Raw genomic sequence first — 17,870 nt, forward strand, 5'->3', positions numbered from 1 at the left:
CGCTAGTCGACGTACATCGCGTCGATCGTCTCCGCGTACTTCGCGTCGATCGGCCGGCGCTTGAGCTTCATCGTCGGGGTCAGCTCGTCGCCGCCGGGCAGCCAGTCGCCCGGGACGATCGTGAACTTCTTGATCTGCTCGACCCGGGCGAGCTTCTCGTTGGCCTGGGCGACGGCCTCCTCGACCGCGGCACGGACCTGCTCGTTCCCGGCGAGGGCCTCCAGCGACGTGTCCTCGATCCCCTGCTGCGAGGCCCACAGCGGCGCGAAGTCGGCGTCGAGGACGAGCAGCGCGGTGTTGTAGCGGCGCGCATCCCCGATGCAGCAGGCCTGGGCGATCAGCGGCGAGGAGCTCTTCAGCGTCGCCTCGATGTTCGCGGGCGACATGTTCTTGCCGGCCGCGTTGATGATGATCTCCTTCTTGCGGTCGACGATCTTCAGGTAGCCGTCCTCGTCGAGCGTGCCGATGTCGCCGGTGTGCAGCCAGCCGTCGGCGTCGATCGTCTCCGCGGTCTTCTCGGGCTGGTTGCGGTAGCCGAGCATGACCATGCCGCCGCGCACGAGCACCTCGCCGTCCTCGGCGATGCGGATCTCGGCGCCGGGCGCCGCGGGGCCGACGGTCCCGATCTTGATCCTGTCGGGCGGGTTGCAGGTGCCGGCGCCGCAGGTCTCGCTCATGCCCCAGAGCTCGGCGAGCGGGATGCCGATCGCGTGGAAGAACTCGAGGACCTCGACGGGCGTCGGGGCGGCCCCGACGTTCACGGCGTTGATCTGGTCGAAGCCGAGCATCGCGCGGATCGGCGCGAACATCGCCTCGTCGGCCTTGGCGACCGCGGCGGCGAGCTCCTCGGGGACGGGCTCGCCCGCCTGCTCGAGGCGGACCTTCTGGATCGCGGCGGCGAGGGCGCCCTCCGCCTTGGCGCGCTCCTCGGGCTCGCGGGAGGCGATCTGCGTCTCGAGCCCGGACTTCAGCTTCTCCCAGATCCGCGGGACGGCGAAGAACCAGTTGGGCCGCACCTCCGGCAGGTACCCGAGCACCTGGCGCGGGTCGGGACAGCAGGTGATCGTGAAGCCGAAGACGATCGGGAGGTAGTGGTGCGCGGCGCGCTCGGCGATGTGCGCGGCGGGCAGCCACGAGATGACGCGGGCGCCCTCGGGGAACTGCACGAGCGCCTCGATGCCCACGACGGCGGCGAGGAGGTTGCGGTGCGCCAGCTGCACGCCCTTGGGCGGGCCGGTCGTGCCCGAGGTGTAGATCAGGGTGAGCACGTCGTCGCCGTCGAGCTCGGCGACGGACGCCTCGACGTCGAAGTCCGGGTTGGACCCCTCGACGGCGGACAGCGGCGTCGTGCCCTCGGGGGCGTCGCCGTCGATGACGATGACGTGCTCGAGGCTCGGGAGGCTCTTGCGCGCCTCGAGCACCTGCGGCAGGAAGGCCTGCTCGGTGACGAGCACGCGCGCGTTCGCGTCGGAGACGACGAACTCGATCTGCTCGGGCGTGTACTGCATGTAGATCGAGAACGGCGTGGCGCCGACCATCATCGCGGCGACGTCCACGAGGTGGAACTCGGGGCGGTTGATGAGCAGGATCGCGACGCTGTCGCCCTTGCGCACCCCGAGTCCGGCGAGGCCGCCGGCGAGGGCGTCGACGCGCTGCTGCAGCTCCCCCAGGTCCAGGCGACCTCGTCGCCCATCGTGCGGATCGCGGTCTCCCCCGCGCGCTGCGTGGCGGTGATCCGGAAGGCCTCGGCGATCGACCGGGCGTCGACGGCCCGCCGGCCGGCGGTGCTGCTCTCCATGTGGGTGCTCCCTCTCCGTGTCCGGGACGCCGCCACGCGGCCCCCGCTCTCGGCCGCCAGCGTACCGGAGCCCGGGGTCCGCCGTCACGAAGATGACGCAGGCGTCACCTTGCCCGGACAGGGCGTCCGGTCAGTTGATGCCGAACCCCTCGCCGCGCAGGCGCCCGATGTCGTTCGTGAGGCCGATGGCGAAGATGAAGATCACGAGCACGAAGCCCACGACGCTCGCGCGCTCCATGACGCTGAACGGGATCGGCTTGCGCCGGATCTTCTCCGCGGTCGCCCAGAAGATGTGCCCGCCGTCGAGCGGCAGGAACGGGAACAGGTTCACGATCGCCAGCGACAGCGAGATGATCGCGAGGATGTTCACCGTCTGAACCCAGGAGACCTCGACCGACTGCCGGGTCGTCTCGTAGGAGCCGACGACGCCCGAGACCTCCTTGCGCGCCTCCGCGTCGTAGAACAGCCGGGTGATCGCCTCGACGGTGCCGGTGGTGATGTTCCACATGTCGGTGACGCCCTCCTTCGCGGCGCCGCCGATGCCGAACGTCTTCTCCTGCGTGCCGAAGCCGAAGCCCAGCCGGGTGCGCTCGAGCGCCCCGTCGTAGCGGGGGTCACCTCGACCGCGACGCGGCGGCCGTCCCGCTCCACGACGAGCGCGACCGGCTCGGCCGCCGAGCAGCCGGTGATCTGCTGGGCCGGGCAGCGGTGGGTCGAGACCTGCCGGGAGATCTCCTCGGTGCTCGACACGGGCCGCCCGTCGACCGAGACGACGCGGTCCCCGGGCTGCAGCTTGCCCTGCGCGGGCGCGCCGGGCTCGATCGCCTCGACCCGTGTCGTCGGCTCGAGCAGGGTCTGGGTCGCATAGAGGCCGGTGAGCACGACGAACGCGATCAGGACGTTCATCAGCGGGCCCGCGGCGATGACGACGATCCGCTTCCAGACGGGCTGGCGGTAGTAGGCGCGGTGGGCGACCTCCTCCGGCACGTCCTCCTCCGGGTTCATCCCGGTGATCTTCACGTAGCCGCCGAGCGGGATCGCCCCGATGCCGTACTCGGTCTCGCCGCGGCGGACCTTCGCGAGGATCGGCGGGAAGAACAGCGCGAACCGCTCGACGCGCATGCCGACGGCCTTGGCGGCGGCGAAGTGCCCGAACTCGTGCAGGACGATCAGCGCGGCGAAGCCGACGAAGGCGATGACCCAGCTCACGCGGCGACCTTCTCGACGAGCTCGGCGGCGACGGCGCGGGCCTCGCGGTCGGCCTCGTAGAGCGTCTCGAAGGCGCGGATCGGGGCGCTGCCGAGCGCGTCGAGGGCCCCGGCGATCACGTCGGGGATCCCGAGGAACGGGAGTCGGCCACCGAGGAAGGCGTGGACCGCGATCTCGTTGGCCGCGTTCAGCACGCAGGGCGCGGTGCCGCCCGCGGTGCCGGCCTCGATCGCCATCCGCAGGCACGGGAACGCCTCGGTGTCGACCGGCTCGAACGTCAGCGACCCGACCTCGGCGAGGTCGAGCGGCCGCAGCGGCAGCGGCACGCGCTGCGGGTGGTGCAGCGCGTAGGCGATCGGGGCGCGCATGTCGGGATGGCCGAGGTGCGCGAGCGCCGCGCCGTCGACGAGCGTGATCAGCGAGTGGACGATCGACTGGGGGTGCACGACGACGCCGATGCGCTCGTACGGCGTGCCGAACAGGTGGTGGGCCTCGATCACCTCGAGGCCCTTGTTCATGAGCGTGGCGGAGTCGATCGTGATCTTGCCGCCCATCGCCCAGGTCGGGTGCGCAAGCGCCTGCTCGATCGTGACGCCCTCGAGCTCGGCGCGGCTGCGGCCGCGGAACGGGCCGCCGGAGGCGGTGAGCACGAGCTTCTCGATCGAGTCGAGGCCGCCGGTGGCGTGCTCGCCGTGGACGAGCTGGTGGATCGCCGAGTGCTCGCTGTCGACCGGCAGGATCTGGGCGCCGGTCGCCTCGGCGAGCGCCATGACGAGCTCGCCGCCGACGACGAGCGACTCCTTGTTGGCGAGCGCGAGGTCGATGCCCTCGCCGAGCGTCGCGACCGTCGGCCCGAGCCCCGCCGATCCGACGAGCGCGTTGAGCACGAGGTCGGCGCCGGACTCGAGCACCAGCTGGACGAGACCCTCGGGGCCGCGCAGCACCTCGCCGTCGGTCCAGGCTTCCGCGGCCTGCGCCGCGAGGTCCGGGTCGGTGACCGCGATCCGCGGCACCCCGTGCTGGACGGCCTGCTCGACGAGCTGCCTCCAGTTCGTCTGGGCGCTGAGCCCGACGACCTCGAGGTCGTCGGAGCGCGAGATCACGTCCAGGGCCTGGGTCCCGATCGACCCGGTGGACCCCAGCAGGAGGATGCGGCGGGACACCCCAGGGATGATGGCAGCCCGGCCGTCACCGGCCCGTCACGGGCCGGTCGGCGGTGCCCCGGCCGTGATGGCCGGGGCATGCCGGGGATCTAGACGAGCGCGGGCTCGCGGACCGGCGCGGGCGTCGGGACGACGTCCAGGCCGCCCTCGCGGCGCATCGTCGCCCAGAGCTCGTCGCGCGAGCGCCCGGGGACCGCCACGTAGCGGAACATCCGCGGCAGCGTCCAGGCCAGCGCGGGCTCGTCGTCCTTCACGCCCTGCAGGTAGTGCAGCAGCGCGATGAAGAAGCAGGCCTCCACCATCATCATCGCCGCGGCGATCCAGCGCAGCGCCTCCGGCATCCCGGAGTTGTGCGCGATCAGGTGGATCCAGCCGACGGTGAAGTAGGTGGCCGCCATCCCGTAGGACGGAGCCATCACCAGCAGCCACTTGCGGCCGCCCTTCAGGCGCGGCACGCCGTAGGCGAGGATCGAGCCGACCGCGACGAACGAGGCGCTGTTGATGAACGCCCACCAGTACGGGAAGCCGAGGAACTCGAACGGCTGGATGCCGTAGTACGTGTAGACCCCGAGGTTGATGCCGATGGTCTCCATGACGGCGTCGAGGATCCCGCCCATGGCGAAGAGCATGAAGTAGTGCTTGCGCTTCGCCCCGTTGCTGATGACGAAATAGCAGAAGTACGACATCAGGCCCAGGAAGGCGACGTAGCAGAGGGGGATCAACAGCGGGACCGAGACCCCGAAGTTCGTGTAGACCATCTGCAGGTTCGGGGCCCAGTGCAGGTGCCCGAGCATGTCGAGCATCGCCTCTTCGAACGAGCAGATGAAGCCGCCGACGATCACGATGATCGGCAGCCAGTGCCCTTGACGGGCGGACCGGATGGCCCACGGCAGCGCGAACAGCACGACGGCCGCTCCCGCGATGAAGAAGAAGGCGATCTCGGCACCGCCGCTGGCCGGGTCGAGTGCCGGCTGATCCGAGGGGATGACGTTGGGCGGGTAGCCCTCCTCACCCAGCAACGGGTTCCATTCGTTCCACCAACTGGTCGCGCTCATGGGCGCGAGCCTAACCAGAATCGAACACCGTGTACAGACAAACGAACAAATTGTTCGATGCCGGGTGTCGGGCTACATCAGCGCGAGCCAGACGTAGTAGCCGACGACGATGCTGAAGAGCACCGCGTCGAGACGGTCGAGCGCGCCGCCGTGCGCCCCGAACAGCGTCCCGGTGTCCTTCGTTCCCGCGTCCCGCTTGAGGTAGCTCTCGAACAGGTCGCCGACCGGGGCGGCGAGGCCGACGCAGGCGCCGAGGATCAGCGCGTCCGTGCCGGACAGCCAGTCCTGGTAGAGCCCGGCGGCCCAGGTGGCGACGATCGCGGTGACGAAGCCGATCGCCAGGCCCTCGACCGTCTTGTTCGGGGAGATCGCCGGCGCGAGCTTGCGGCGCCCGAACTGGCGGCCGCCGAGGTAGGCGCCCGTGTCGCCGAGGAACGTGCCGACGAGCACGTCGACGATGATCGCGCCGCCGTGCGGGAGGTCGCGCAGCAGGATCGCGTGCGCGAGACCGAGCCCGATCCACGTGACCCCGAGGATCGTCACCGAGATCGCCGGCGCCCCGCCCTTCGGCTGCGCCGCGGTCAGCACGAACACGACCGGGAAGGTCGCCACGAGCGCGATCATCACGTGCGTCGAGTCGCCGAAGAACGCGGCGAGCGACAGCGCGATCACGCCGATGAAGCCGCCCAGGCGCGACGGGTGCGCCTTGTCGAACATCTGGAACAGCTCGTGCAGGCAGACGAGCCCGAGCCCGATCAGGCCGAGCGTGAAGAAGATGTCGCCCAGCGCGACGATCGTGATCGCGAAGATGATCGCCGGGATCGCCACGATGATCCGCGCCGTCAGGTCGCTGCGCTGCGGCCGCTCGCGGGCGGCGCGGCTCGCCACGCTCACCGCCCCCCGAAGCGCCGGACGCGGTCGCTGTACTGGTCCAGCGTGCGGCGGAACGCGTCGCGGTCGAAGTCCGGCCACAGCTCGTCGGCGAAGACGAGCTCGGAGTACGCGGACTGCCACAGCAGGTAGTTCGAGAGGCGCTGCTCGCCCGAGGTGCGGATGACGAGATCCGGCTCGTGCATCTCCGGCGCGTAGAGGAGCTTGGCGAAGTCCTCCTCGGTGCCGCCGGTGAAGCGGGCGGCCGCGTCGACGATCTCGGCCCGGCCGCCGTAGTTGAACGCGATGAACAGCGTGATCCGCGTGTTGTCCGCGGTCTGCGCCTCGGCCCAGTCCATGAGCTCCAGCAGCGCCGGCGTGATGCGGTCGCGGCGGCCGATGAACCGCATCCGCACGCCCTGGGCCTTGAGCTCCGGCGTCTCGGTCTGGATGCGCTGGGCGAACATCCGCATGAGGCCGGTGACCTCCTGCGCGGAGCGCGTCCAGTTCTCGGTCGAGAACGAGTAGACCGTGAGCTCCTCGATGCCCCACTCGGCCGCGTCGCGCAGCCGCGCCTTCACGGTGTCGGCGCCGGCGCTGTGCCCGTCGTTGACGGGCAGCCCCCGGGCCTCGGCCCAGCGCCCGTTGCCGTCGGTGATGATCGCGACGTACCGCGGCGCGACGGCTGCGCCCGGCATCAGACCTCGAGGATCTCGGCTTCCTTGGCCTTCAGGACCGCGTCCAGCTGCGCGACGCTCGCGTCGGTGAGCTTCTGCAGCTCGCCCTCGCCGCGGTGCTCGTCGTCGGCGCCGACCTCGCCCTCGTCCTTGAGCTCCTTGAGGTCCTGCATGACGTCGCGGCGGACGTTGCGCACGGCGACGCGGCCCTCCTCGGCGATGCTGCGCACGAGCTTGACCATGTCGCGGCGGCGCTCCTCGTTGAGCTCCGGCACGCTCAGGCGGATGAGCCGGCCGTCGTTGCTCGGGGTCAGGCCGAGGTCGGCCTGCATGATCGCCTTCTCCACCGCGGGGATGGAGGACTGGTCGAACGGCTGGACGGTCAGCAGCCGCGCCTCGGGCGCGTTGACGGTCGCCAGCTGCTTCAGCGGCGTCATCGCGCCGTAGTAGTCGACCACGATGCGGTCCAGGAGCGCCGGGCTCGCGCGGCCCGTGCGGACGGTGCCGAACTGGCCGGTCGTCGCCTCCACGGACTTCGTCATGCGCTCGCGCGCGTCGGCCAGCAGCTCGTCGATCAGCTCACTCATGCGTTCCTCAGCCCTCCGTCGCGACGAGGGTTCCGACGCGCTCGCCGCACACTATCCGGTCGATGTTGGACTCGTCGTCCATGTTGAACACGTGGATCGGCAGCCGCTGCTCCATGCAGATCGTGAGCGCCGTGGCGTCCATGACCTTGAGGCCGCGCTGCAGCGCCTCCATGTGCGAGATCTCGGGGATGAACGTCGCGTCCGGGTCGGTGCGCGGGTCCCCGGAGTAGACGCCCTCCACCCCGTTCTTGGCCATCAGCAGCGCGTCGGCGTGCATCTCCCGCGCGCGCAGGGCGGCGGCGGTGTCGGTCGTGAAGAACGGGTTGCCGGTGCCGGCGGCGAAGATCACGACGCGGTGCTTCTCGAGGTGGCGCATCGCGCGGCGACGCAGGTACGGCTCGGCGACCTCGGCGATCGTGATCGCCGACACCACGCGCACGTGGATGCCGAGCTTCTCCAGCGCGTCCTGCAGCGGCAGGGCGTTGAGCACCGTCGCGAGCATGCCCATGTAGTCGGCGGTCGCACGGTCCATGCCCGCGGCGGCACCGGTCATGCCGCGGTAGATGTTCCCGGCGCCGACGACGATCGCGACCTCGACGCCGCGGTCGTGGATCGCCTTGACCTGCGCCGCGACGGCCTGCAGGCGCTCGGGATCGGTGCCGTAGTCGAGGGAGCCCATGAGGGCCTCCCCCGACAGCTTCAGCAGGATCCGCTTGAACGCGGGCGTCGCGGCGTCGGTCACGGTGTGGGCAACCTACCCGGGCTACTCGCCGACCGCGAACCGGGCGAAGCGGCGGATGACCACGTTCTCCCCGGTCGTCGTCGACAGGTCCGCGCGGAGCTGCTCGATCGTCTTGCCGTCGTACTTGTCGGCGTTCACGTGCACCTGGTCGAGCAGCACGATCTCGGCGAGCCACTTGTTCAGCATGCCCTCGACGATCTTCGGCCGGATGTTCTCCGGCTTGTCGGCGACCTGCTGCTCGAAGATGGCGGCCTCGGCGTCCTTGACGTCCTGGGGCACCTCGTCACGCGACACGTACTTCGCGGTCGGGGACGCGGCGACGTGCATCGCGATCTCCCGCGCGAACGCGACGAAGTCCTCGTTGCGGGCGACGAAGTCGGTGTTGCAGTCGACCTCGACGATGACGCCGACCTTGCCGTTGCTGTGGATGTAGGACTGCACGGTGCCCTCGGCCGCCTCGCGGTCCGCGAGCTTGCCGAGCTTCTTGCCCAGCTTGACCTTCAGCAGCTCCTCGGCCTTCGCGGCGTCGCCGCCGGCCTCGGTCAGGGCGTTCTTGCAGTCCATCATCCCGGCGCCGGTCTTCTGACGCAGCGCCTTGACGTCCTGGGCGGTGAACTCAGCCATTCGGGTTCTCCTGCGCGGCCGGGGCGGCGGGCGCGCTCTCGGGGGCGGGGGTCGGGGTGGCCTCGGCGGCGGGCGCCGCGACCGGGGCGGTCGGGGCGGCGGCGGCCTGCTCGGCGGCGGCCTTGGCGGCCTCCTCGGCCTCCTTGCGGGCGCGCAGCTCCGCCTCGCGACGGGCGCGCTCCTCGGCCTCGGCCTGCTGACGGGCCTGCTCGGCCGCCTGGAACTGGCCGCGGCCCTGGGCGACGACGTCGCCGATCGCCTTCGTGATCGCCACGCAGGAGCGGATCGAGTCGTCGTTGCCCGGGACGACGTAGTCGATGCCGTCCGGGTCGCAGTTGGTGTCGACCATGCCGATGATCGGGATCCGCAGGCGCCGGGCCTCCTTCACCGCGATCTCCTCGACCTTGAGGTCGATGACGAACATCGCGTCCGGCGGACGCTGCATGTTCTTCACGCCGCCGAGGTTGGCGCGCAGCTTCTCGAGGTCGGCCTGCGCGGCCATGCGCTCGCGGGTCGGCAGCAGCGCGAGCTGGCCCTCCGCCTCGTAGCGCTCGAGGTCGTGCAGCCGCTTGATGCGGTTGCTGATGGTCTGGAAGTTCGTCAGCAGGCCACCGAGCCAGCGGTGGTTGACGTACGGCTGACCGCAGGACTCCGCGATCTCCTTGATGCCGTCACGGGCCTGCTTCTTCGTGCCCACGAAGAGCACGACGCCGCCGCGGTGCGCGACGGTCCCGGCGAACTCCTGCGCGTCGGCGAGCAGCTTCTGCGTCTTGAGGAGGTCGATGATGTAGATGCCGCCACGCTCACCGTGGATGAAGCGGCGCATCTTGGGGTTCCAACGGCGCGTCTGGTGACCGAAGTGGACTCCGGCCTCCAGCAGCTCCTTGATGCCGACGTCGGCCATGGGTGCTGCTCCCTTTGTGGTTCGAGGTACTGGTCGGTGCTGCGCCCGTCGGATCGCGGCACGAACCCGGCGTGATGGTCTGCCGGGCAGGGCGGCCGCGAGGCTCCCGACGGGGTCGGGAATCGAAGAAGCGCAAGTGTACGCAAGTTCTGCTCACGCCGGTCGTTGGGGAGAGTGCGGGTCGGCCCCCCTTCCCCTACCTCCGGCGGACCGGCCCGCATGAGCCGCGGTGACCGGCGGCGCGCCCTCGCGGCGCGCCGCCGCACCACGCGGGCGATCAGGCCGTGGCGGCCGCGCGCGAGCGCGGCCTCGAGGTCCGCGGGAAGCGGTGAGACGACGTCGACCTCGGCCCCCGTGCCCGGGTGGACGAAGCGCAGCCGGGTGGCGTGCAGGAACTGGCGGTCGAGCCCGTACAGGCCGGGGCGACCGTACTCCGGGTCGCCGCAGACCGGATGGCCGATGGCCTGCAGGTGCACGCGGATCTGGTGGGTCCGACCGGTCTCCAGGCGCACGCGCAGCAGCGACGAGGCGGGCAGGGCGCGCTCGAGCTCGAAGTGGGTGCGCGCCTCGCGCGCGTCGGCGCTGTCGGTGGACATGCGGGTGCGCACGCGCCGGTCGCGGCCGATCGGCGCGTCGATCGTGCCGGTGCGCGCGGGCGGCCGGCCGTCGACGAGCGCGAGGTACTCGCGGGTGATCTCGCGCTCCTGCAGCAGCTCCTTCAGGGCGCGGTGCGTCTCGTCGCTCTTGGCCACGACGAGCAGGCCGCTGGTGTCCTTGTCGAGTCGGTGCACGATGCCCGCGCGCCAGGCCTCCTCGCCGCCGGCGGCCCGCCCGGCGAGCGCCTGGGCGAGCGTGCCGTGGCGGTTGCCGCGCGCCGGGTGCACCACGACGCCGGGCGGCTTGTCGACGACGAGCAGGTCGTCGTCCTCGTAGGCGACGCCGAACGTGGCGGGCGGCCCCTCATCGTCGGGGACGGGCTCGCGCACGGGGTCCTGCGCGACGTCGACGGCGATGCGCTCCCCGGTGCGGACCCGGTGGCGCTTGCGGACGACCGCGCCGTCGACGGTGACCGCGCCCGCCTCGATCAGGCGGGTGGCGCGGCTGCGGGAGCCCAGCGGCTCGGCGAGGAACGCGTCCAGGCGCTCCCCCCTCCCAGTCAGACGGGACCAGCTGCTCCATCGGCCTCGATCGGCTCCTCGTCGCGGCGTCGGTCGCTCATCTCCACCACGGCGATGAGCGCGATCACACCGCAGGTGATCGCCATGTCGGCGACGTTGAACGCCGGCCACGACGGCAGCTTCAGGAAGTCCGTCACGGCCCCCAGGGCGACCCGGTCGATGATGTTGCCGACCGCCCCGCCGACGAGCAGGCCCGTCGGCAGCCAGACGCCGGGCTGATGGGCATGGGTCGCGAAGTACGCGAGCAGGCCTCCCAGCGCGATCGCGATGACGATGATCACGACCGTCTGGCCGCCGCCGGCGAAGGCGCCGAAGGCCACGCCGCGGTTCTCGACGTGGACGAGCTTCAGCAGCGGGAAGATCGGGTCGCTGCTGCCCTGCTCGACGCCGCGGCGGACGAGGACCTTCGTCAGCTGGTCGACGGCGAGGACCGCGAGCAGGACGACGCCCGCCAGGCGCCAGGATCGGGCGGCGGCCCCGCTCACGCGTGCTCGACGATGCCGGCGAGCAGGTTCCCGGCGATCTGCAGGACGAAGATCGCCACGATCGGGCTGAGGTCCAGCGGACCGAGCGGCGGGATGAACCGCCGGAAGAGGTTGAGGTACGGCCCGACGGTGTCGTTGAGGAAGCCGAGGATCGCGCTGCCGGTGCGGTTGTACGGCATCCGTCCCCCGAACCCGAAGAAGAGCTGGGTGAGGATGTAGGCGATGATCAGCAGGACGTAGACGTAGGTCAGGGTCCGGATGAACCCCCCGATCTCCTCCTGGATGGTCGCGAGCACGAGGGTGGCGGTCATCGGCGTTCTTTCTGCAGCACGGCGTCGAGGGCGTCGGAGAAGGCGGTGCGCAGCCCGGCCCGCTCGAGGGCGTCGAGCCCCCGCGCGGTCGACCCGCCGGGCGAGGTGACCTCACGCCGGACGGTCAGCGTGTCGTAGTCCTTGTGGCGCAGCAGCGCCGCGGTCCCGGCCATCGTCTGCACCACGAGCTCCTGGGCGACGTGGACGGGCAGGCCGGCGCGGACGCCGGCGTCGATCTGGGCCTCGGCGACGAGCGCCATGTACGCGGGCGCGTTGGCCATCAGGCCCATGGCGACGTCGACCTGCGCCTCGGGGACGCGGACGGCGGTGCCGAGCTCCGCGACGAGCTCCGTCACCGCGGTGCCCAGCGGGTCGTCGAGCGCGCCGTCGCCGTCGTCGGCGAGCAGCACGACACCGGCGCGGACCTCGACCGGCGTGCTGGGCATCAGCCGCACGACCGGCCGGTCGGGGTACGCGTCACGCACGTCGGCGAGCGGGACCCCGCCGAGGATCGAGACGATCGCGCGGGCCTCCCCCGCGATCTCCCGGGCAACCTCGCGCAGCTGCCCCGGCTTGTGGCAGAGGACGACGACGTCGGCGCGGCGGGCGAGCTCGAGGTTCGAGGCGATCGCCTCGCCCCCGGTCTGCGCGGCGAGCGCGCGGGCGCGCTCGGGCAGGGCGTCGCTGCACAGCACGGGCCGTGCCCAGCCGCGCGCCATGGCGCCCGCCATGTTCCCGGATCCGATCAGGCCGATCTGCATCGCTCGCGAAGAGTACGGGTCGCGGGTGGCGCGGCGCTCAGCGGAAGCGCCCGCGCACCGCGCGCACGGCCTGGGCGCCGAGCAGCAGCGGCAGGCGCCGTCGCGCGCCGTGCAGCGCGTCGTCGATCGCGGCCCGCGCGGCGGCGCCGTGCAGCGGCGGCCCGTGTCCCATGAGCAGCGTCTCGGGCTCCAGGCGTCCGAGCGCGCCCGGCGGGAGCAGGCGGCGGGCCGGGTGCACGCCGACCGTCTCCCCGGGCGCCGCGAAGTCGGGGGCGCCGACGAGCGCCTCGGCGACGACGAGGACGCGGTGCTCGGGCAGCCACAGCGCGTCCTCCTTCCAGAACGGCAGGTGCCACTGCGGCAGGACCTCGAACGGCAGGGCGGCCCCGTCGAGCGGCACGCGCAGGTGCGGGACGCCGAGGCGCTGGGCGATCGCGGCGCAGTCGCGCGGGTGGCGGTCCAGCAGCTGCAGGACCCCGGCGGGCGTGCCGAGCTCCGCGACCGCGGCCTCGACCTCCTCGCCGTCGGGCGGGTCGATCAGCCAGACGCCACCGCCGGCGAGCACGGCGTGCCCGGCGCGCTGCATCCAGGCCGGCGAGGGATGGATCCAGGACCGCGTGACCGGGCCGGGCCCGACGAGCGGGCTCACGACTGGTTGAAGAAGCCCTTCTCGATCAGCTCGGCGCGCTCCTCGGCGCTGATCTCGACGTTGCGCGGCGTGAGCATGAAGACCTTGTCGGCGATCCGCTGCATGCCGCCGTCGAGCGCGTACGTCAGGCCGGAGGCGAAGTCGATCAACCGCTTGTTCAGGTCGTTGTCGGTGCTCTGGAGGTTCAGCACGACGGGGATGCCGTCCTTGAACTTGTCGGCGACCTGCTGGGCGTCGTTGAAGCTCTTGGGGATGACGAGGTGCACGCGCACGTCGCGGCTGCGCGTGCTGCTGCCGCCGACGGCCCGCAGCTGCGTCGTCTTCGGCGCGCGGCCCGCGGGCTCGTCGTCGCTGAAGATGTCGTCGAAGTCGTCGCGGCGCCGGCGGCTGTTCAGGCGCCGGACGTTCGGGCGCTCCCGGTAGCGCTCCTCGAGCTCCGCCTCGGGCGCGTAGTCGTCGACGATCTCGTCGTCGTACGCGGGATCGCGCTCCTCGGCGAGACCGAAGTAGACCATCGTGCGGTGCCAGCTGTCGCGAAGAGCCATAGCTCCCCAAGAGTACGCGGTCGCTCGCGTTTTCCCTGCACGCGGGCTCAGCGATACAGGCGGGTGCCGACCCGCACGACGGTCGCGCCCTCCTCCACGGCGATCGCGAAGTCCTGCGTGGTGCCCATCGAGAGCTCGCGCAGCCCGTGCTCGCGGGCGAGGGCCGCGAGCGCCGCGAACCACGGGCGGCTCTCCTGGGGGTCGTCGGCGAGCGGCGGCATCGTCATCAGGCCGCTGACGGGCAGCGGGCAGCGGGCGAGGAACGCGGGGAGCTCCTGCGGGTCGATGCCGCTCTTGCCCTCCTCGCGCGCGATGTTCACCTCGACGAGCACGCCGACCGGCGCGTCGAGCTTGCCGAGCTCGCGCAGCGCGCTGTCGCTGCCGACCGAGTGGATGCGCCGCACCAGCGGGGCGAGGCCCCTGACCTTGCGGCTCTGCAGGTGCCCGATGAAGTCCCACGTGACGGGACCCAGGCCCTGCTCCTCCCAGGCGCGTGCCTTGCGCTCGAGCTCCTGCGCGCGGTTCTCCCCGAGGACGGTGACGCCCGCGGCGGCGAGCACGGGCAGCTCCTCGATGGCCACGTACTTCACGGCGGCGAGCAGCTCCACCTCGGACGGGTCGCGCCCGACCCGCGCGCAGGCGTCGGCGATCTCGGCGCGGACGCCGTCGGCCGCCGCGCGCACGCGGTCGGCGTCGAGCCCGCGGATCAGGTCCGCCATGCGATCCCCATCTGTCGTCCGGTGGTGCCGCCGTCGCGACGGTGGCTGAAGAGCATCCCGGCGGGCGCGCAGAGCGTGCACAGCCCGACGTCGTGGACGGTGGCGACGCCCGCGTCCCGCAGCCGCTCGGCGGCGATCGCCTTGAGGTCGATGCGGCGGCCGTCGCGGACCGCGTCGCCGTGCTCGGCGAACGCCTCGCGGACCTCGTCCCCGACCTCGTAGCAGCAGCCCCCGGCCCCGGGCCCGATGACGGCGACCATCGGGGCGTGGTCGGCGACCTGCGCGTCGCGCACCGATTCCACGGCGACGTCGACGACCCCGGCGGCGAGCCCGCGCCAGCCGGCGTGCGCGGCGGCGACCGCGCCGTGGCCGAGGACGAGGATCGGCAGGCAGTCGGCGGCGAGGACCGCGACGGCGACGTCCGGGCGATCGGTGATGAGCGCGTCGGCCTCCGGCGGGTCCTGGCGCGGGTCGGCGGCGCGGCCGGGCCGCGCGTCGATCGAGACGACCGCGGTGCCGTGGACCTGGCGCGCGGAGGCGATCGGCCGCCCGACGAGCCGCGTGACGGCGGCGCGGTTGGCGTCGACGGCCGCCGCGTCGTCCTCCGTCCACGGCCCGAGGTTGAGGCTGTCGTACGGCGGGTGGCTGACGCCGCCGCGCCGGGTCGTGAAGAGCACGTGGCCCCCCGGCAGGTCCGCGGTGATGTGGTCGCCGCTCCAGCGGAACGGCGCCGGCAGCTCGCTCATTCCCGCGACAGCCTAGTGCCGAGCGCGACCGCGAGCTGCGACGCCCGGTCGGGCGCCTCGTCCTCCAGGCACGCGTCGAGTGCGGCGGCGAGGCGGGCGCCGAGCTCCGGGCCCTGCGGGACGCCCGCGGCGAGCAGGTCGGCGCCGCTGATCGCCAGGCGCCGGTGGCGCAGGTCGTCGATCCAGCGGCGGGCCTGGTCGCCGCCGGCGAGCGCGACGACCTCGACGGGCACGCCGCGGGCGGCGCGGCCGATCTCGGTGGCGGTCCGGGCGCGCCGCAGCGGCGTGCGGACCATCTCGCGGGAGCCGGCGGCCACGACGTCCCGGTCCGCGGCGGGGAACGCGAGCTCGTCGAGCCACCGCACGACCTCGGCGGCCGGCATCGGCTCGACGCACGCGGCGAGGGTCAGCAGGTCGGCGCGGCCGTCGGGCGGCAGCAGCGCGAGCGCGTCGGCGAGGCGCGGCGGCGCCGTGGTGAGCGCGTCGGGCAGCAGCCGCGCGTTGAGCGCCCGGGCCTGCGCGAGCACCGCGAGCGGGTCCGGCTCGCGCAGCGCGTGGCGCAGCTCGTTGCCCGTCCGCGTGCCGCTGACCGTCGTCGGGTCGGCGGCGGCGGCGAGCGCGCGCGTGTGCGGCTCGACCGCGAAGCCGAGCCGGGCGGCGTACCGCGCCGTGCGCCACAGGCGCGTGGGGTCATCGCGGAAGCTCGCGTCGTGCAGGACCCGCAGGACGCCGGCCTCGAGGTCCTCCACGGCCCCGGGGGCGCCGCGCAGCTCCGGGTTCCCGGCTCCCACGCGCAGCGCAAGCGCGTTGACGGTCAGGTCGCGGCGCAGCAGGTCCTCGTCGATCGACGCGGGCTGGACCTCCGGCAGCGCCCCCGGGTGCGCGTAGGTCTCGCGGCGGGCGCGGACGACGTCGTGGGCCTGCGTCGCCCCGGCCGGGACGACGGTCGCGGTGCCGAAGCGGTCGTGCTGCACGACGCTGCCGGGCAGGGCGGCGAGGACCGCGGCGGGGTCGCCCTCCACCACGAGGTCGAGCTCGCGCGGCACCCGGTCCAGCAGGACGTCGCGGACGGCACCGCCGACGACCCACAGGCCCGGCACGTCGGCGAGCGCGTCGAGCAGCGGCGCCGCCCCGGGGGCGGCGCGCAGGGCCTCGAGGACGTCGGCCGGGGGGCGCACGCACGAAGTGTCCCCGCTACGGTGAGCCGATGCCCTCGCGCCCCCGGCGACGGAGACGCCTGGTCCTCGCGGTGCTCGCCGCGCTCACCGTCCTGGTCGGGGGCGGCGGCCTCGCCGTGCTGCTGCTCGGCGGCGGCGAGCAGGGCGACGTGGTCAACACCGACGTGGAGTTCCGCGACGAGGCGCCCGAGGCGCCGCCCGTGCGCGCGCCCGCCTCGGAGGGGCCGTCGGCGTTCAACTGGCCGGTCTACGGGTTCACGAAGTCCCGCACCCAGTACCTGCCGGTCGACAAGCCGCTGCGGCCGCCGTTCGAGCGGCGCTGGAAGCTCGGCGGGAAGATCCTGCTCGAGTTCCCGCCGGTCCTCGGCGCCCGCTCGATGTACCTGCTGAAGAACAACGCGGCGCTCTACGCCTTGGCGCGGCAGACGGGCAAGGTCCGCTGGAAGACGAAGCTCGGCCACCTCGCCGCCTCCTCGCCGGCGGTCGCGCACAACACGGTCTACTCGGTGATCCTCGAGCGCGGGAAGGGCATCCGCAAGGGCCGGGTCGTCGCGGTCTCGGCCAAGGACGGCCGCACGCGCTGGTCGCGCAAGCTGCCCAGCCGCGCCGAGTCCTCCCCGCTGCTGCATCGCGGCTCGCTGTACTTCGGGACCGAGAACGGCACCGTGTACGCGCTGGACGCCTCCGACGGCAGCGTCGAGTGGACCGCGAAGGCCGCGGGCGCGGTGAAGGGCGCCCTCGCCCTGGAGGGCGACCGGCTGTTCATGGCCGACTACGGCGGCGCGGTGCAGGCGCTGCGGCTGCGCGACGGCAAGCGCCTGTGGCGCACCGAGACGCGCGGCGGGCGCTTCGGGCTCTCGGCGGGCAACTTCTACTCGACGCCGGCGGTCGCGTTCGGCCGCGTCTACGTCGGCAACACCGACGGCGGGGTGTACTCGTTCTCCGCGCGGACCGGCAAGCTCGCGTGGCGCAAGGAGACCGGCGGGTTCGTCTACTCCTCCCCCGCCGTGGCGGAGGTCCCGGGGACCCGGCCCACGGTGTACATCGGCTCCTACGACAAGAAGCTCTACGCGCTTGACGCGCGCACCGGCCGGCCGCGCTGGACGAAGAACGTCGGCGGCCGCATCTCCGGGGGCGTGACGGTCATCGGGGACCTCGTGTTCTCCTCGACGCTCGAGGGCCGCACGACCGCGGTCACGGCCCGGTCGGGCCGCACGATCTGGCGGTTCGGGCGCGGCAAGTTCAACCCGGTCGTGTCGACCGGGCGCGGCCTGTTCGTGATGGGCTCGACGAGCATGTTCGCGTTCGACGGTCGCCCGGGCTCCTCCTCGGGCGATGCGCCGAAGGCGCGGCCGCTCACGGCCGCCGAGCGGCGCCGCGTGATCGGCCGGCGCGTCGCGCGGCGCAAGCAGGCGCAGGCCCGCGCGCTGGCCCGGCGCGTCGCCGCCCGACGGGCGGCGGTCGCCCGCCGCAACGACCTGCGCCGTCGCGGGGTGCGGTTCTGCTTCCGCTCGGACGGCCGACGGGTCTGCCGGGTGCCCGAGCCGCTGGTGTGCGTGCGAGGCGCGGACGGCCGCACGACCTGCCGGGCGCGCCGGCCGGTCGTCTGCTTCACCGACGCGGACGGCCGCAAGGTCTGCCGCGCGCGCCGCGGGTAGCGGCGCGAAGA

At 72.8% G+C, this 17,870-nt stretch carries 19 protein-coding genes and 2 pseudogenes; 1 reads left to right on the forward strand and 20 read right to left on the reverse strand.

What is annotated here, in order from left to right; translation table 11 throughout:
- Positions 1 to 2 precede the first annotated feature (2 nt).
- The 20 genes and pseudogenes from GKE82_RS03070 to GKE82_RS03160 form a co-directional block, all read right to left on the reverse strand.
- Positions 3 to 1,886, reverse strand: a complete 1,884-nt coding sequence (locus GKE82_RS03070) for an AMP-binding protein (RefSeq protein ID WP_309233362.1) — start codon at positions 1,884 to 1,886, stop codon at positions 3 to 5.
- A 42-nt stretch (positions 1,887 to 1,928) separates the two neighbouring features.
- Entirely contained in the window at positions 1,929 to 2,306 is a 378-nt protein-coding gene (locus tag GKE82_RS29695) for a site-2 protease family protein (RefSeq protein WP_375336984.1), read from the reverse strand.
- Positions 2,307 to 2,572: 266 nt separating this feature from the next.
- Positions 2,573 to 3,007 (reverse strand): annotated as a pseudogene (locus tag GKE82_RS29700) (site-2 protease family protein); the annotation flags it as partial.
- On the reverse strand, positions 3,004 to 4,170 hold the full coding sequence (gene dxr, locus GKE82_RS03080; RefSeq protein WP_309233363.1) for a 1-deoxy-D-xylulose-5-phosphate reductoisomerase: 1,167 nt from the start codon (positions 4,168 to 4,170) through the stop codon (positions 3,004 to 3,006). The pseudogene GKE82_RS29700 and the gene dxr, both read right to left, overlap by 4 nt.
- An 89-nt stretch (positions 4,171 to 4,259) precedes the next feature.
- Positions 4,260 to 5,225: a hypothetical protein gene (locus tag GKE82_RS03085; protein ID WP_107571157.1), complete on the reverse strand. Its 966-nt coding sequence runs from the start codon at positions 5,223 to 5,225 to the stop codon at positions 4,260 to 4,262.
- A gap of 72 nt (positions 5,226 to 5,297) precedes the next feature.
- Positions 5,298 to 6,119 (reverse strand): phosphatidate cytidylyltransferase, encoded by an 822-nt coding sequence (locus tag GKE82_RS03090; RefSeq protein WP_154732298.1) that lies wholly within the window; start codon positions 6,117 to 6,119, stop codon positions 5,298 to 5,300.
- Positions 6,116 to 6,793, reverse strand: a complete 678-nt coding sequence (gene uppS, locus GKE82_RS03095; protein WP_107571475.1) for a polyprenyl diphosphate synthase — start codon at positions 6,791 to 6,793, stop codon at positions 6,116 to 6,118. Before uppS ends, GKE82_RS03090 begins: the two co-directional genes overlap by 4 nt.
- On the reverse strand, positions 6,793 to 7,350 hold the full coding sequence (gene frr / locus GKE82_RS03100) for a ribosome recycling factor (protein ID WP_107571483.1): 558 nt from the start codon (positions 7,348 to 7,350) through the stop codon (positions 6,793 to 6,795). Before frr ends, uppS begins: the two co-directional genes overlap by 1 nt.
- Positions 7,351 to 7,366: 16 nt before the next feature.
- Positions 7,367 to 8,101 (reverse strand): UMP kinase, encoded by a 735-nt coding sequence (gene pyrH, locus GKE82_RS03105; protein ID WP_107571474.1) that lies wholly within the window; start codon positions 8,099 to 8,101, stop codon positions 7,367 to 7,369.
- Between the two features lie 21 nt (positions 8,102 to 8,122).
- Positions 8,123 to 8,725: an elongation factor Ts gene (tsf, locus tag GKE82_RS03110; protein WP_107571473.1), complete on the reverse strand. Its 603-nt coding sequence runs from the start codon at positions 8,723 to 8,725 to the stop codon at positions 8,123 to 8,125.
- Positions 8,718 to 9,629 carry a 30S ribosomal protein S2 gene (gene rpsB / locus GKE82_RS03115; protein ID WP_107571472.1) on the reverse strand — a complete coding sequence of 304 codons (912 nt, stop codon included), beginning with the start codon at positions 9,627 to 9,629 and terminating at the stop codon, positions 8,718 to 8,720. The genes tsf and rpsB overlap by 8 nt, the downstream gene beginning before the upstream one ends.
- A gap of 311 nt (positions 9,630 to 9,940) precedes the next feature.
- A pseudogene (locus GKE82_RS03120) lies at positions 9,941 to 10,882 on the reverse strand (RluA family pseudouridine synthase); the annotation flags it as partial.
- The gene (gene lspA, locus GKE82_RS03125) at positions 10,786 to 11,292 is read right to left on the reverse strand and encodes a signal peptidase II (RefSeq protein ID WP_107571470.1); all 507 of its coding nucleotides are present in this window, start codon (positions 11,290 to 11,292) and stop codon (positions 10,786 to 10,788) included. The gene lspA and the pseudogene GKE82_RS03120, both read right to left, overlap by 97 nt.
- Positions 11,289 to 11,603 (reverse strand): YggT family protein, encoded by a 315-nt coding sequence (locus tag GKE82_RS03130; protein WP_154732299.1) that lies wholly within the window; start codon positions 11,601 to 11,603, stop codon positions 11,289 to 11,291. Before GKE82_RS03130 ends, lspA begins: the two co-directional genes overlap by 4 nt.
- Positions 11,600 to 12,364, reverse strand: a complete 765-nt coding sequence (locus tag GKE82_RS03135) for a pyrroline-5-carboxylate reductase (protein ID WP_154732300.1) — start codon at positions 12,362 to 12,364, stop codon at positions 11,600 to 11,602. Before GKE82_RS03135 ends, GKE82_RS03130 begins: the two co-directional genes overlap by 4 nt.
- Positions 12,365 to 12,401: 37 nt before the next feature.
- Positions 12,402 to 13,013 (reverse strand): hypothetical protein, encoded by a 612-nt coding sequence (locus GKE82_RS03140; RefSeq protein WP_309233365.1) that lies wholly within the window; start codon positions 13,011 to 13,013, stop codon positions 12,402 to 12,404.
- The gene (locus tag GKE82_RS03145; protein ID WP_107571467.1) at positions 13,010 to 13,558 is read right to left on the reverse strand and encodes a cell division protein SepF; all 549 of its coding nucleotides are present in this window, start codon (positions 13,556 to 13,558) and stop codon (positions 13,010 to 13,012) included. Before GKE82_RS03145 ends, GKE82_RS03140 begins: the two co-directional genes overlap by 4 nt.
- Before the next feature lie 47 nt (positions 13,559 to 13,605).
- Positions 13,606 to 14,277, reverse strand: coding sequence for a YggS family pyridoxal phosphate-dependent enzyme (locus GKE82_RS03150; protein WP_154732301.1), 672 nt, complete (start codon positions 14,275 to 14,277; stop codon positions 13,606 to 13,608).
- Positions 14,265 to 15,023, reverse strand: a complete 759-nt coding sequence (gene pgeF / locus GKE82_RS03155) for a peptidoglycan editing factor PgeF (RefSeq protein ID WP_154732302.1) — start codon at positions 15,021 to 15,023, stop codon at positions 14,265 to 14,267. The genes GKE82_RS03150 and pgeF overlap by 13 nt, the downstream gene beginning before the upstream one ends.
- Positions 15,020 to 16,201 (reverse strand): CCA tRNA nucleotidyltransferase, encoded by a 1,182-nt coding sequence (locus GKE82_RS03160; RefSeq protein ID WP_154732303.1) that lies wholly within the window; start codon positions 16,199 to 16,201, stop codon positions 15,020 to 15,022. The genes pgeF and GKE82_RS03160 overlap by 4 nt, the downstream gene beginning before the upstream one ends.
- 29 nt (positions 16,202 to 16,230) lie before the next feature.
- Here GKE82_RS03160 and GKE82_RS03165 point away from each other — a divergent pair, with 29 nt between their 5' ends.
- Positions 16,231 to 17,859 carry a PQQ-binding-like beta-propeller repeat protein gene (locus GKE82_RS03165; protein ID WP_154732304.1) on the forward strand — a complete coding sequence of 543 codons (1,629 nt, stop codon included), beginning with the start codon at positions 16,231 to 16,233 and terminating at the stop codon, positions 17,857 to 17,859.
- Positions 17,860 to 17,870: the final 11 nt, after the last annotated feature.

This window comes from Conexibacter sp. W3-3-2, from assembly GCF_009707605.1.
GTDB classification, from domain to species: domain Bacteria; phylum Actinomycetota; class Thermoleophilia; order Solirubrobacterales; family Solirubrobacteraceae; genus Paraconexibacter; species Paraconexibacter algicola.